This window comes from Brachybacterium sp. P6-10-X1 (genome assembly GCF_001969445.1).
Taxonomy (GTDB): Bacteria; Actinomycetota; Actinomycetes; order Actinomycetales; family Dermabacteraceae; genus Brachybacterium.
Genome location: NZ_CP017297.1, coordinates 3,048,223 through 3,061,247, shown reverse-complemented (window position 1 = coordinate 3,061,247; position 13,025 = coordinate 3,048,223). Strand labels below are relative to the sequence as shown.

Genomic DNA, 13,025 nt, shown 5'->3' with positions numbered 1-13,025 from the left:
AGGACGGCGGACGCGATGGCGCGCATCGACCAGACGGACTGGCTGGAGACCTTCGTGGCGGTCATCGACCACGGCAGCTTCTCCGCGGCGGCGCGGGCACTGCATCGGGCGCAGTCCCGGGTCAGCACGCACGTCGCCGCGCTCGAGCGCACCCTGGGCGGGACCCTGGTGGACCGCAGCCACCGTCCGATCGGGCCGACGGAGCTCGGCACCGCCTTCCTCCCCCACGCCCGGGCCGTGCTCGAGGCGCTTCAGAAGGGTGCGGAGGCCGTCGACGCCCACACCGGCACACCGCGGGGGCGGGTGGTGATCGGATGCCACCCCAGCGTCAGCGCGGGCTTCCTGCCCGGGGTGCTGGCCGCGATCCACGCCGCGCACCCCTTCGTCCGCGTCGAGCTGACCGAGCACACCACCCCGGATCTGGTCTCCGGGATCGTCTCCGGGCGCTTCCACATCGCGATCCACTCCCTGGCGGCAGATCCTCCGTCCGAGGACCTCCGCAGCGTCCACCTGTGGACCGAGCGCTACGTCGCGATCATCCCGCCGGGACACCCGCTGCTGAGGGAGGGCGAGGCCGCGAGGGGCGGGCTGTCCCCGCAGTCGCTCGAGGCGCATCCGTTGATCGCCATCGCGCAGCCGGGGGCCGCGGTCGACCCCGACACCGGCAGCGCCCTGCGGGCCTGGGAGCTCGAGATCCCGCTGGCCTGGCAGTCCGAGCAGCCGCAGACGGTGGTGAACCTGGCCCGGGCGGGGCTGGGCATCGGAGTGCTGAACGCCCTGGCGGCCAGCATCTGCGAGACCTCCGGGACCGTGGTGGTGCCGGTGGGCACCGCGGCGGACGGCCGGCAGGTCGCGGCCACCCGGGACCGCCGCACGACCTCGCCCAGCGTGGACGTGGTGTTCCGGGCGATCCTGGCGGCAGCGCCGCCGGCGGGGGTGCAGCCTGCCCGGCCGGGACGGGCCGACGCTCCCGAGGCGTGGGACGACACGGCCGATTCTTGACCCCTTCGCGCAAGGCGTAGATCCTATAGGGCAAGCCCTGATGGTCACCTCGGGGTCCTGGCGCATCAGCCCGCCGGGACGATCTCCTCGACCCGGGCGATGCCCCCTTCTCGTGACGAGGCCAGAAGGAAGCCCCTCCATGCCTGACCCCTCCGCTGACTCGACGACACTGCGGTCCCCGCTCTACGGCACCATGGACAGGATCCCCGGCGGGACCATGGTGATCCCGCTGGTCCTCGGCGCGGTGGTGGCCACCACCGTCCCGGACGTCCTCGAGCTCGGGAGCTTCACCACCGCGCTGTTCGCCACCCCGATGCCTCTGATGGCCCTGGTCATCTTCGCCACCGGCATGCAGATCACCCCACGCAGCATCGGACCGGTCGCCGGCACCACCGGTGCGCTCCTGCTGGGCAAGACCGTCGTCCCGGGTCTGCTCGTGGTCGCCCTCGGCTTCGCCGTGGGCCTGGACGGCATCCTCGGGATCTCGATCCTGGCTCTGCTGGCCACCTTCGACAACTCCAACGGCGGCATCTGGCTGGCCTTCACCGGGAAATACGGCACCCGGACCGATCGCGGCGCCTACGTCGCCTCCGCGGTCAACGACGGACCGTTCTTCACCATGCTCTTCATCGGCGCCGCCGGTCTCGGGTCGATCCCGCTGGACGCCTTCGCCGCCGCGATCATCCCGCTGGTCCTGGGCATCGTCGTGGGCAACGTCGACCACCGCTGGACCGAGATCATGCGTCCGGTCCCGAACATCGTGATCCCCTTCTTCGCCTTCGGGCTGGGCACCGGCATCGACCTCAGCGCGATCCTCACCGGCGGCCTGACCGGCATCGTCCTCGGACTGGTCGTCACACCGTTCACGGGCGGCACGACGTACCTGGCCTATCGATTCCTGCTGCGACGGGGCAGACGATCGGGCATCGGCTTCGCCGCCGGCGCCACCGCCGGGAACTCGATCGTCACCCCCGCGATCATCGCGTCGGCCGATCCGCGCTTCGAGCAGTACGTCGACGTCGCCACCGTGCAGGTGGCCACAGCGGTGCTGATCTCGGCGATCACCGCGCCGCTCGTCGCGTCCTGGTTCCTGGGCCGGAACGGGACTCTGAGCGATCCCGACACGGATGGGCTCGACGATCGTGGCGAGCCCCTGCCCACCTCGAATACCGTCCCTGACGAATCCACCTCCTCGATCCCCCGGTGATCCCCGCCCTCATGTCCTCTGCCGCCTCCCGCGTCTCCCGCGCCCATCTGGTCTGGGCGGTGGGGGTCTTCGCCTACCTGTGCGCGGTCTCCGGGCGGGCCTCCTTCGGGGTGGCGAGCGTGGAGGCGTCCGAGCGATTCGGGGTCGACGGGGCGGTGCTGAGCCTGTTCGGGGTGGTGCAGCTGGGCACCTACGCGGCCGCGCAGATCCCGGCCGGTCTGCTGCTGGACCGTGTGGGACCGCGCCGCATGATGGTCCTCGGCGCGGTGACCATGGCCGCGGGCCAGCTGCTGCTCGCCCTGGCCACCGACGTGCCCACGGCGCTGGTGGCGCGGATGCTCACCGGCGTCGGCGACGCGGCCACCCTGATCAGCGTGGTGCGGTTGATCGCGACCTGGTTCCCCACGGGTCAGGTCCCGGTGTTCACCCAGCTCGCGACGATGATCGGCCAATTCGGCCAAGCCGTGGCGGCGGTGCCGTTCCTGGCGGTGCTGGTGGGCTACGGCTGGACGGCGGCGTGGTCGTCCCTGGCGTTCCTGCTGGTCTTCAGCGTCCTGCTGGTGCTGGCCGTGGTGCGCGACGAACCACCGGGGGACGAGGGTGCCGTCGCCCTGGCACGGCCGCGCGCCGGACAGGTGCTGCGTGACGTGTTCACCTCCCGGGCGGCCTGGTCGGGGTTCTTCCTGCACTCCCTGACCCTGGCGAGTGTCAACACCTTCCTGTTCCTGTGGGGCGTGCCGTACCTGACCACCGGGCACGGGCTCGACCCGGCCCAGGTGGGCGTGCTGCTCACCGTCAATGTGGTGGTGATGGTCATGATCGGTCCGCTGGTCGGGGTCGCCACGGGTCGCTTCCCCCGCCATCGCGCCCGGCTGGGCTGGATCGCGGGCGGCGTGCTCGCCGTCGTCTGGACCGCCACCCTGCTGATCCCCGGTCCGCTCACCGCCTGGCAGCTGCTGCCGCTGATCGTCGCCCTCTCGGTCGGCTCGGCGACCTGCTCGGTGGGCTTCGACCTCGCCCGCACCGGGGTTCCCCGGCGCGCGATCGGCACCGCCACCGGCATGGTGAACATCGGCGGCTACACCACCTCGCTGCTGGCGGTGCTTCTGATCGGTGTGCTGCTGGACGTGCTCGCGCCCGACGGCCGCGCGGGGCTCGACGACTACCGTCTCGCCTTCTCCTCGATGGGGCTGCTGATGGCCGGGGCGGCGCTCGGACTGTTCCTCACCACGAGGCAGCGCGGCGGCCGGCCCGCCTGACGCTGCGGTCGCGCGGCTCGTCAGCCCACCCGGAGACCGCCGTTGAGGTTGTAGGTGGCGCCGGTGGTGAACCCGCCGTGGGGACCGACGAGGAAGGCGACCAGCTCGCCGAGCTCGCGCGTGGTGCCCAGGCGTCCCACCGGGGTGCGGGCGACGAACCGCTCGCGCCGCTCCCCCTCGAGCCGGCCGCCCATGATGTCGGTGTCGATGTTGGCCGGGGCGATCGCGGCGGTGGTCACGCCGGTGCCGGCGACCTCCTTCGCGAGCCCCCGGATCAACCCCTCGACCCCGGCCTTGGAGGCGGCGTAGGCAGAGGTCGAGAAGTTCCCGCCGCCGTCCTGCGCGGCCGTGGAGCTCATCGCGACGATCCGCCCCAGGCCCTGCTCGAGCATGCCCGGCAGCACGCGCTGGGCCAGGTGGAACAGGCCCAGCGTGTTGACCGCCAGGGTGCGCTGGAAGCCCGCACTGGTCATCTCCAGGAACGGGGTCGGATCAGCGATGCCCGCGCAGTGGACCAGCGCCCCGATCGGCGGCAGCGTCCCGGCACCTGCGGCGCTCGCGGCCTCGAGGGCCGTGATCGCCGCGTCGACGCTCGCGGCGTCGGCCACGTCCACCTCGGCGGTGACCACGACGGGCGCGCCCGCCTCCCGGGCGGCCTCGGCGGCGGCGTCTAGACCGGTGCCGTCGCGGTCCAGCAGGGCGAGCGGGCGACCCTGGGCGGCGAGGGCCAGCGCGACCCCGCGGCCGATGCCGCGCTCGGAGGCGGCGCCGGTGACGAGGCAGGTCAGCTCCGACAGACGGGCCTCGTCGGCGACGGAGCGCTCACCGCCGGCCGCAGAGCTCCCGCTCACGGGCCGGCCGATCCGGCCGGGTGGTTCACGACGTGGCGGGGACCGTCCCCGTTCGCCACGGCGATCACCTCGTCCAGCACCTCGGCGCCGGTCGCCTCGGCGAAGTCCTTCGTCCAGCACAGCGCGTGCGGGGACAGCACCACGTTCTCCAGCGCGATCAACGGGCTGTCGGCCGGCAACGGCTCGACCTCGAACACGTCCAGGCCGGCCCCCGCGATGGTGCCGTCCTGCAGGGCGGCGACCAGAGCGGGCTCGTCCACGACGGCGCCGCGGGCGATGTTGATGAGGAACGCGGAGTCCTTCATCGCCGCGAGCTGCTCCGCCCCGATCAGGTGGCGGGTGCCGGCCGTGGCGGCGACGGTGACGACGAGGAAGTCGCTGCGGGCGATCACCGCATCGAACTCGACCTGCTCGATGCCGGCCTCCGCGCAGAACTCGGGGCGCGGGGAGCGGTTCCAGGCGATGACGTCCAGGTTCAGGGCGCGCAGCTGGCGCACGGTCTCCTGGCCGATGCCGCCGAGCCCGATCATGCCGATCGTGGCGGTGGCGAGGCCCGGGCCGCGGTGGGTGGCCTTGCGGTCCCAGGCGGCCTCGCGGACCAGCCGGTCCTTGGGCAGCAGGGAGTGGGCGAGGGCGAACAGGAAGGTCAGCGCCGTGTGCGCCATCGGGACCCGCAGCCCGGTGGGGGCGTTGGTCACGGTGATGCCCCGCTCGTCGCAGGCGGCGAGGTCCACGGAGTCGAAGCCGGCGCCGAAGCGGGCGACGTGCCGCAGGGTGGTGACGCCCTCGAGCTGGGCGCGGCCGAAGGGGGTGCCGCTGAGCAGGAGGAGCGCATCGAAGCCCTCGAGCTCCTCGCCGCGCAGGTCACGGCCGGACTCGCCGACCAAGGACCATTCGATGCCGTGGGCGGCCAGCGAGCCGAGCCCGATGTCCCCGTAGATGGTCGAGCCGTCGGCCTCGGCGTAGTCCGCGGTGACGGCGAGTTTCCACGGAGTGCTCATGAGACGGACTCCTCGGTGGGGCCCGCGCTGAATCCGGCAGCCCGGGCAGCTGCGGATCGTTCCGGGTCGCGGTGCAGGCCGACGCCGTGCCAGGCCTCGGGGTAGTCCACGAAGCCGCGGTCCAGCGCGTCGATGCTGGTCGCGCCGAGCTGACCCATGGCCAGTTCCAGCTCCTCGTCGAGGATCTCGAGCACGCGCAGCACGCCGCGCTCGCCCGCGGCCGCGTTGCCGTAGCCCCAGGCACGTCCGATGGAGACCAGGTCCGCGCCGACGGCGAGGGCCTTGGCGATGTCGTCGCCGGTGCGCACGCCGCCGTCGAAGACGACGGTCATGTCGTCCCCGACCGCGTCGACGATCGAGGGCAGCACGCTGATGGAGCTGGGCGAGGAGTCGAGCTGTCGGCCGCCGTGGTTGGAGACGTAGATGCCCTGGGCGCCGACGCTCCTCGCGCGCTGGGCGTCCTCCGGGGTGAGGATGCCCTTGAGATAGATCGGCCCGTCCCACTGTCGCCGCACGTCCTTGATGTTCTCCCAGGTCAAGGTGAGGTTCGCGAGGTACTTGGCGACGAACTCCTGATGCGAGACGGCATTGTCGCCCTGGATCTCGCCGGCGAGGTTGCGGAAGCCGATCGTCGGCGGCCGCATGATGGCGCGGGTCCAGTCGAGGTGGCGGATCGCCTGGACGGCGTTGCGCGGGGTGATCTTGGGCGGGATCGACATGCCGTTGCGGTGGTCGCGGTAGCGCTTGCCGTTCAGCGGCACGTCGACGGTGACCACGAGCGCCTCGGCCCCGATGGCCCGTGCGCGGTTCAGGAGGTTGGAGACGATCGTGTCGCTCTTGTACATGTACAGCTGGTACCACAGCGGCCCGGTCGCCTCGTCGGCGAGCTCCTCCATCGACCAGTTCGAGGCGGTGGAGACCGTGAAGGGGATGTTCGCCGTCCCGGCGGCCCGCACCGCGCCCAGCTCGCCCTCGCCGCCGATCATGCGCTGCAGGCCGAGCGGCCCGAGCACGTACGGGCGCTGCAGGTCCATCCCGTCGACGGCGGTGGCGGTGTCGATCGCGGAGATGTCGGTGAGCCAGCGGGGTCGGAAGCGCACCTCGCGCAGGTCCCGCGTGTTCGCGTCGAGGGTGATCTCGTGGTTCGAGGCGCCGTCGATGATGTCGAAGGCCATCGTGGGCAGGCGCTTCTTCGCCAGGAGCCGGAGGTCCTCGATGGACGGGGCGGAGGCCACCGGGTCCAGGCGGAAGCCGCCCGCGGCGAGCATCTTCGCGAATTCCAGGGCACCAGAGAGTGTCGAGTCGGCCATGGGGTCTCTCCTTCGAGTCGGTGTGGCGGGTGCTGCGGTGCGACGGTGCACGGCGCGGGGTCCCGGGGGGGCGCCCGGGACCGAGGCGCCTCAGTGCATGTGCTTGCCGCCGTCGACGCTGATCGAGGTGCCGTTGACGTAGCTGGAGTCCTCGCCGACCAGGAAGTTGATCAGGCCGGCGACCTCCTCGGGCTGTCCCACGCGCTGCAGCGGGATGTTCTCGCTCATGCCGGTCTTGCGGTCATCGGTCAGGGTGCCGCCCATGATGTCGGTGTCGATCGGGCCGGGCAGGATCACGTTGGCGGTGATGCCGTACGGGCCGAGCTCGCGGGCGCTGCCGCGGGTGAGGCCCTGGATGGCGGCCTTGGCGGCGGCGTAGCCGGTCTTGGAGAAGGTGCCGCCGCCGTCGAGGGCGGTGATCGACGCGGTGTTCACGATGCGCCCGCCGAAGCCGCCGTCGATCATGCGCCGCGCGGCGGCCTGGGTCATCAGCAGGGTGCCCTTGGCGTTGACATCCATGACCTTGTCCCAGATCTCCGCGGTGATCTCGAAGATCGAATGAGGGCTGGGGATCCCGGCGAGGTTCACCAGCGCCGCGACCGGGGGCATCTCGGCGTCGATCCGGACGAAGGCGGCGTCGACGGCGGACTGGTCGCTGACGTCGACCGCGAGGCCGAGGGCCTTCTGGCCCGAGTCCGCGGGCAGCTGGCCGGCCAGCTCCGTCGCGAAGGCCTCGGCGGCGGCTCCGTCGAGGTCGGCGGCGACGATGCTCCAGCCCTCGGCGGCGAGCTTGCGGGCGACCTTGCGGCCGATGCCGCGCTCGGCGCCGGCGCCGGTGACGATGGCGGTGCGCTGGTCGGGGAAGGGCTGGATGCGGGTGATCTCGAGGGTCATGGGTTCTCCGTTCGTCGTGGGTTGCAGGATGCCGTGCAGAGAGGCACCCGACGGGATGCCCCCGTCGGGCGGTACGAGGGGTCAGCCGGACGCGCCGAGCACGAGGCTCAGGACGAACAGCATCGGGATGGACGCCGCCCACATGACGGTGGTCATCCCGGAGTGGGCCTTCAGGGCCGCGGTGCCTTCGAGGCCCATGAAGCGGGTGACGACCCAGAAGTAGGAGTCGTTGAAGTAGCTGCAGACCATCGCGCCGGCCACACAGGCCATCACGGCGACCAGCGGGTCGAGTCCGATGGTCGCCATGACCGGGGCGGTGACGGACGCCGCCGTGATCATGGAGACGGTGCCGGAGCCTTGCGCGATGCGCACGATCGAGGCGATGAGGAACGGCAGCAGGAACGAGGGCAGCGGAAGCCCTCCGATCGCCTGGGCGAGCTCGTCGCCGATCCCGGTGTCGCGCAGCACCTGCCCGAGACCTCCGCCGGCGCCGGTGATCAGCAGGATCAGGCCGGCGTCCGCCGCGGCGTCGCCGAGCCACCTGTGGCTCCGCGTGCGCGGCGTCCAGCGGGGCAGCAGCAGGTAGACCGCCAGCACCAGACCGATCAGCAGCGCGATCACGGGGTCGCCGATGAACACGAACGGTCCGGCCCAGGCCGAGGGCTCGTAGTCCGCCGGCAGCATGCCCCGGTTCTCCATGTCGATCGCGGAGACGACCGTGTTCACCACGATCAGGACGATCGGCACCACCAGCGGCAGCAGGCCGATCACCGGCCCCACCCGGTGGGGTGTCGCTCCTTCGGGCCGTTCGCCCAGCTGGGCGTTCTCGGAGGTGAGGTTCTCGAGGTCGACGGCGACGTCCCCGCTGTCGGAGCCGGCGCCGACGGTCACCGGGGTGCGCTCGGCGCGCACGTCGCCGTAGACGGTCTCCTGGATCTCCGCGGAGACGAGGTGCTCGACCCGGGGGCCGATCCACTTCGCATACATGGTGACCACGGGGATCATGAACACGGTGAAGACGAGTCCGGTGATGATCACGGAGCCGACGCTCACGCCGAGGATGCCTGCCACACCGAGCGGGCCCGGGGTGGGCGGCACGAAGTGGTGGGTGATGACCATGCCTCCGGCGAGCGCGATGCCGAGGGTGGCGTAGCCGTACTTCTTGACCTTCGCGATGGCCCGGGCCAGCGGGTTCATGATCACGTACCCCGAGTCGCAGAAGACCGGGATCGAGATCAGGGCACCGATGCTGGTCATCGCCCAGGGCTCGCGGCCCTTCCCGAACAGGCGCAGGAACGCCACGGCGATCGCCTGGGCGGCCCCGGAGACCTCGAGGATCTTGCCGATGGCCACGCCCAGGCCGATCACGATGCCGATCGAGGCGAGGGTGCTGCCGAATCCCTCCTTGATCGATCCGACGATGGCCGGCAGGTCCTGTCCGGCGATCAGCCCGATCACCACGGAGGCGATCAACAGTCCGGAGAAGGCGTCCAGACGCGTTCTCAGCACGATGACCACGATGAGCGCGATACCGACGAGCAGCGCGATGAGCAGGATCGGATCCATCAGAACTCCTTCGTTCTCAGGGGCTCCACGCGGGAGTGCGGCGGGCGACTCAGGCGAGGGCCGAGGCCAGCACCTGGCGGATGTAGTGGACGTTCTCGGCGACGACGCCGAGGGAGTCGGAGCCGTAGTGCTCGCAGCAGAACGGGCCGGAGTAGCCGAGCTCGAGAGCGCGGCGGATGACGGTGCGGTAGTTGACGTACCCGTACTTCAGCGGCATCGGCGCGGTGGCGTAGGCCCCGGTCGCAGGGTCGTGGTCGCGGGAGTAGTTCTTGATGTGCCAGAAGTTCGAGTGCGGCAGGACCTTCTCGAACATGTCCGGCCAGGGCTCGACCTCGCGGTGCAGGCGCACCAGGTTGCCGAGGTCGGGGTTCAGGCCGACGGACTCGTGGTCGACATCCTTCAGGAAGGCGACGGCGTCGTCGGCGGTGCCGATGTAGGTGTCCTCGTACATCTCGAGGCTGACCTCGATGCCGTGGCCCCGGGCGGCGTCGCCCAGAGTGCGCACGCGCTCGATCGCGAGGTCGCGCAGGGCGGGGTCGTCGACGTGCCCGTCGGCCAGCCAGAACCAGATCGCCTTCTGCTGGGCCGGGGTGATGGCCTGCATGAAGCCGGTGTTGACCACGCCCACGCCGAAGCTGGGGGCGATCTCGAGGAAGCGCAGGGCGTCGGCGAGGTTCTGCTCGCCGGAGTCGACGTCGACGACGGAGCTGCGGGTCATGGAGATCGAGGAGAGCGTCATGCCCTCGCCGTCGAGCACCCGACGGAACTCCTCGACGCGCTCGTCGCTCAGCTGCGCCAGCGGCAGCCAGGCATCGGTGGGGTCGATCTGGTCGACGCCGAGCTCCTTGACCTGCCGCAGCTGGGAGGCCCAGACGGCGGAGGAGGCCTCCACGGTGGGGGTGCCGTCCGGGGTCCTGCTCCCGAAGGAGAGCATGTTGGCTCCGATGGGCCAGGTCTCCGCTGTGAACATCGCTGTCCTTCCGTGGTGATGACGCGTCCCATCGATCCTATAGGATCATTCGGCGTCGAGGGAAGCGCTTCGCGCAGATCGATGTCGCCGACGGTCAGTCGGACCGCGGATCCTCCCGCTGGATGCGCTCAGCGGCGGTCTCCATGTGCTGCTCCATCGCCTCCCCCGCGGCGACCGCGTCGCCGGCGGCCACGGCCCGGGCGATCTCCTCGTGCTCACGGATCGCCCGATCGATGTCCTCACGGTTGTCCACGGCCCGGTCGAACCACACGCGCAGAAGCGTCCTGGTGGTGGCCAGGAGCTCTCCGACCAGGCCGTTCCCGCCGATCTCCGCGAGCACGCGATGGAAGGCGACGTCCGCGGCGACATAGCTCTCGCGGTCATCCGCCGCGGCTCGCTGCGCCGCCACGAGGCGGCGGAGCTCGTCCTTCTGCTCCGCGGTCGCGGTGAGCGCGGCCAGCTGCGCGGCCGATCGTTCGAGCGCGCCGCGCACGACGTTCAGCTCGATGGTGCGGTCCTGATCCATGAGCAGGGACCAGCTCAGCGTGCTGGGCAGCAGCTCGGAGGTGCTCGAGCGCAGATACGTGCCCGATCCGGCACGGGTCTCGACGACGCCGAGCACCTCGAGGGCGGAGATCCCCTCGCGCACCGCGCTGCGGCCCACGCCGAGCTCCTCGGCCAGCGCCCTCTCTCCCGGGAGGCGGTCGCCGAGGCGCATGGACTCCCCCAGCAGCAGGTCGAGCAGACGGTAGGTCACGGCACTGCTCGGCGAACGGCTCAGGCCGTCGCGGACCACGCGACCGGGACCGAAGCGCGGTGCGGTCGCATCGTCGACCGGGGGCTGCTCGGAAGTGCTCACAGCGCCTCAGGCTACCGGGAGCGCGACGCTCGACGGCGCTGAGTCGAACTGGCCAACCGGTTGACCAATTGCGGTCGAGGCGTCTAAGGTCCGAGCATCGACCCGGACCGCGGGCGTCCGGTGACCCACGACGGTGACCCACGACCGCGACCCGCGACCCCACGACGGAGTGACACGCGTATGAAGATCGGCATCGGCAGCTATGCCCTGTTCTGGGAGTTCCAGGACGCGAACCCCAGCCCGCTGAGTCCGGAGGGGATGATCGACCGCGCCGCCCACCTGGGCTGTGAGGTGTTCCAGTTCTGCGACGACCCCCGGATCGAGCAGTGCGACGAGGTCGCGCTGCAGAGGCTCCGCGAGCGCGCCGAGATCCTCGGCCTGGAGCTGGAACTCGGCACCCGCGGCATCGACCCCGAGCACCTCGGACGCCATCTCGACATCGCCGAGGCTCTCGGGACCCGCCTCCTGCGCTCGATGATCCCCGCCGAGGGGATCACCGACGGCCCCGATGCGGCCGCCGAGATGCTGCGCGGCCTCCTCCCTCGCCTCGAGGCCGCCGGCATCACGCTCGCGCTCGAGACCTACGAACAGGTCCCGACCTCGACGCTGCTGCAGATCATCGACGCGGTCGGCTCCCCGCGGGTGGGGGTCTGCCTGGACCCGGCGAACTGCGTGGCCGGCCTCGAGCATCCCCAGCAGGTGATCACCTCCTGCGCCCCGCGCACGGTGAACCTCCACGTGAAGGACTTCGCCTTCGCCCGACAGGCCGGCTGGGTCGGCTTCGTCTACTCCGGGGCCCCGCTCGGGGAGGGCCTGCTGGATCTCGATCTCGAGCTGGGAGCCGTCTACGGGGCCGGCGCCCCGTCGGCCGGGAAGCGCTCGGCGGACCCCGGCCGAGCCACCACTGGCACCGCTCGCCGCACCCCCCGCGCCATCGTCGAGCACTGGCTGCCCTGGCAGGGCGATCTGGAGACCACCCTGGCCACCGAGCGCGCCTGGACCGACCGCACACTGACCGCCCTGCGCGCCTGGCGCGCCGAGCACCTCCCGCCCTCCGACCTCGGCTGATCCGTCCCCGGCCTGCGCGGCCTTCTCCCGCGACCCGTCCGGTCGCCCTGCTCCGCGACCTCGGTCGCACCCTGCGCGGCTTCGGCCGCACCCATCCCGCGGCCCCGTGTCGCACCGTCCCGAAGGAGACCCCTCATGACCAGCAGCAAAGAGCTGAATCCCCTGTTCGGCAAGACCGTCGAGCTCGACCCCGCCATCTCCGTCGCCGTCGTCGGCGCCGCCGGGAAGATGGGCACCCGCGTCTCGAACAACCTCAACCTCACCGACGCCCCCGTCCACTACGTCGAAGCGTCCGAGGCCGGCCGGCAGCGCCTGGCCGAGCTGGGACGAGAGGTCACGGGGATCGAGGAGGCCGCCGCGGCGGCCGACGTCGTCATCCTCGCCATCCCCGATACGGCCCTCGGGACCGTCTCCGCACAGGTCGTGCCGCTGATGAAGGCAGATTCGGTGCTGCTGACCCTCGATCCGGCCGCTGCCTATGCCGGGCTGCTCACCGAGCGTGAGGACGTCCACCAGGCCTGCGCGCACCCCGCCCATCCGTCGGTCTTCCTCGAGCGCACCACGAAGGAGGAGTGGGCCGACACGTTCGGCGGCATCGCCGCGCCGCAGGAGGTCGTCGCGGCCTACGAGGGCGATGACGAGGCGATCCGCGAGCGCACCGCCGCCGTGATCCGCGCGATCTACGCCCCCGTGATCGACGTGCACTGGGTGAGCGTCAAGCAGCTCGCCCAGCTCGAGCCGACCCTGGTCGAGACCACCGGATGCATGATCGGACAGTTCCTCAAGGACGCCATGGACCACGCGATCGACGAGGTCGGGATCCCCGAGGACGCGGTCAAGGCGCTGTTCCACGGGCACATCTTCATCTCCCTGACCAACGCCCTGCGCGGCTCGAACCCGTTCTCCGACGCCTGCCTGCGGGCCATGGACTACGGCCGCGAGTCGATCATCAAGTCCGACTGGACGAAGGTCTGGGACGACGACGAGCTCGACAAGGTCCTCGCCCGCATGCTCGAGATCGACTCCATCGAGCGCTGA

General features: G+C 71.3%; 12 protein-coding genes. 5 read left to right on the top strand and 7 right to left on the bottom strand.

Going from position 1 to position 13,025, the window contains the following annotated elements:
- Positions 1 to 15: 15 nt before the first annotated feature.
- The 3 genes from BH708_RS13845 to BH708_RS13835 all read left to right on the top strand — a co-directional run bounded on the left by BH708_RS13845 (position 16) and on the right by BH708_RS13835 (position 3,468).
- Positions 16 to 1,002, top strand: coding sequence for a LysR family transcriptional regulator (locus BH708_RS13845; protein ID WP_076809544.1), 987 nt, complete (start codon positions 16 to 18; stop codon positions 1,000 to 1,002).
- Positions 1,003 to 1,141: 139 nt separating this feature from the next.
- Positions 1,142 to 2,209 (top strand): 2-keto-3-deoxygluconate permease, encoded by a 1,068-nt coding sequence (locus BH708_RS13840; protein ID WP_076809542.1) that lies wholly within the window; start codon positions 1,142 to 1,144, stop codon positions 2,207 to 2,209.
- A gap of 11 nt (positions 2,210 to 2,220) precedes the next feature.
- Positions 2,221 to 3,468 carry a nitrate/nitrite transporter gene (locus BH708_RS13835; RefSeq protein ID WP_076811317.1) on the top strand — a complete coding sequence of 416 codons (1,248 nt, stop codon included), beginning with the start codon at positions 2,221 to 2,223 and terminating at the stop codon, positions 3,466 to 3,468.
- Between the two features lie 20 nt (positions 3,469 to 3,488).
- Here BH708_RS13835 and BH708_RS13830 read toward each other — a convergent pair whose 3' ends face one another.
- The 7 genes from BH708_RS13830 to BH708_RS13800 form a co-directional block, all read right to left on the bottom strand.
- A complete protein-coding gene (locus BH708_RS13830; protein WP_253705335.1) occupies positions 3,489 to 4,319 on the bottom strand; it encodes an SDR family NAD(P)-dependent oxidoreductase in 831 nt (276 codons plus the stop codon).
- Complete coding sequence (locus BH708_RS13825) at positions 4,316 to 5,320, bottom strand: D-isomer specific 2-hydroxyacid dehydrogenase family protein (RefSeq protein ID WP_076809540.1); 1,005 nt, start codon at positions 5,318 to 5,320, stop codon at positions 4,316 to 4,318. Before BH708_RS13825 ends, BH708_RS13830 begins: the two co-directional genes overlap by 4 nt.
- Positions 5,317 to 6,630 (bottom strand): alpha-hydroxy acid oxidase, encoded by a 1,314-nt coding sequence (locus BH708_RS13820; RefSeq protein WP_076809538.1) that lies wholly within the window; start codon positions 6,628 to 6,630, stop codon positions 5,317 to 5,319. The genes BH708_RS13825 and BH708_RS13820 overlap by 4 nt, the downstream gene beginning before the upstream one ends.
- A gap of 90 nt (positions 6,631 to 6,720) precedes the next feature.
- Positions 6,721 to 7,524: an SDR family NAD(P)-dependent oxidoreductase gene (locus tag BH708_RS13815; protein WP_076809536.1), complete on the bottom strand. Its 804-nt coding sequence runs from the start codon at positions 7,522 to 7,524 to the stop codon at positions 6,721 to 6,723.
- An 81-nt stretch (positions 7,525 to 7,605) separates the two neighbouring features.
- Positions 7,606 to 9,090 carry a GntP family permease gene (locus BH708_RS13810; protein WP_076809534.1) on the bottom strand — a complete coding sequence of 495 codons (1,485 nt, stop codon included), beginning with the start codon at positions 9,088 to 9,090 and terminating at the stop codon, positions 7,606 to 7,608.
- 49 nt (positions 9,091 to 9,139) lie between these two features.
- A complete protein-coding gene (locus BH708_RS13805; RefSeq protein WP_076809531.1) occupies positions 9,140 to 10,060 on the bottom strand; it encodes a sugar phosphate isomerase/epimerase in 921 nt (306 codons plus the stop codon).
- A 94-nt stretch (positions 10,061 to 10,154) separates the two neighbouring features.
- Entirely contained in the window at positions 10,155 to 10,919 is a 765-nt protein-coding gene (locus tag BH708_RS13800) for a FadR/GntR family transcriptional regulator (protein ID WP_083713601.1), read from the bottom strand.
- 180 nt (positions 10,920 to 11,099) lie between these two features.
- Here BH708_RS13800 and BH708_RS13795 point away from each other — a divergent pair, with 180 nt between their 5' ends.
- Positions 11,100 to 11,987, top strand: a complete 888-nt coding sequence (locus tag BH708_RS13795) for a sugar phosphate isomerase/epimerase (protein WP_076809529.1) — start codon at positions 11,100 to 11,102, stop codon at positions 11,985 to 11,987.
- A gap of 135 nt (positions 11,988 to 12,122) precedes the next feature.
- Positions 12,123 to 13,025 (top strand): phosphogluconate dehydrogenase C-terminal domain-containing protein, encoded by a 903-nt coding sequence (locus tag BH708_RS13790; protein WP_083713599.1) that lies wholly within the window; start codon positions 12,123 to 12,125, stop codon positions 13,023 to 13,025.

Bases quoted from the DNA above. Each gene is read 5' to 3' on its own strand.
- BH708_RS13845 (WP_076809544.1), top strand. From the start codon at position 16: ATGGCGCGCATCGACCAGACGGACTGGCTGGAGACCTTCGTGGCGGTC.
- BH708_RS13840 (WP_076809542.1), top strand. From the start codon at position 1,142: ATGCCTGACCCCTCCGCTGACTCGACGACACTGCGGTCCCCGCTCTAC.
- BH708_RS13835 (WP_076811317.1), top strand. From the start codon at position 2,221: ATGTCCTCTGCCGCCTCCCGCGTCTCCCGCGCCCATCTGGTCTGGGCG.
- BH708_RS13825 (WP_076809540.1), bottom strand. From the start codon at position 5,320: ATGAGCACTCCGTGGAAACTCGCCGTCACCGCGGACTACGCCGAGGCC.
- BH708_RS13820 (WP_076809538.1), bottom strand. From the start codon at position 6,630: ATGGCCGACTCGACACTCTCTGGTGCCCTGGAATTCGCGAAGATGCTC.
- BH708_RS13815 (WP_076809536.1), bottom strand. From the start codon at position 7,524: ATGACCCTCGAGATCACCCGCATCCAGCCCTTCCCCGACCAGCGCACC.
- BH708_RS13810 (WP_076809534.1), bottom strand. From the start codon at position 9,090: ATGGATCCGATCCTGCTCATCGCGCTGCTCGTCGGTATCGCGCTCATC.
- BH708_RS13805 (WP_076809531.1), bottom strand. From the start codon at position 10,060: ATGTTCACAGCGGAGACCTGGCCCATCGGAGCCAACATGCTCTCCTTC.
- BH708_RS13795 (WP_076809529.1), top strand. From the start codon at position 11,100: ATGAAGATCGGCATCGGCAGCTATGCCCTGTTCTGGGAGTTCCAGGAC.
- BH708_RS13790 (WP_083713599.1), top strand. From the start codon at position 12,123: ATGACCAGCAGCAAAGAGCTGAATCCCCTGTTCGGCAAGACCGTCGAG.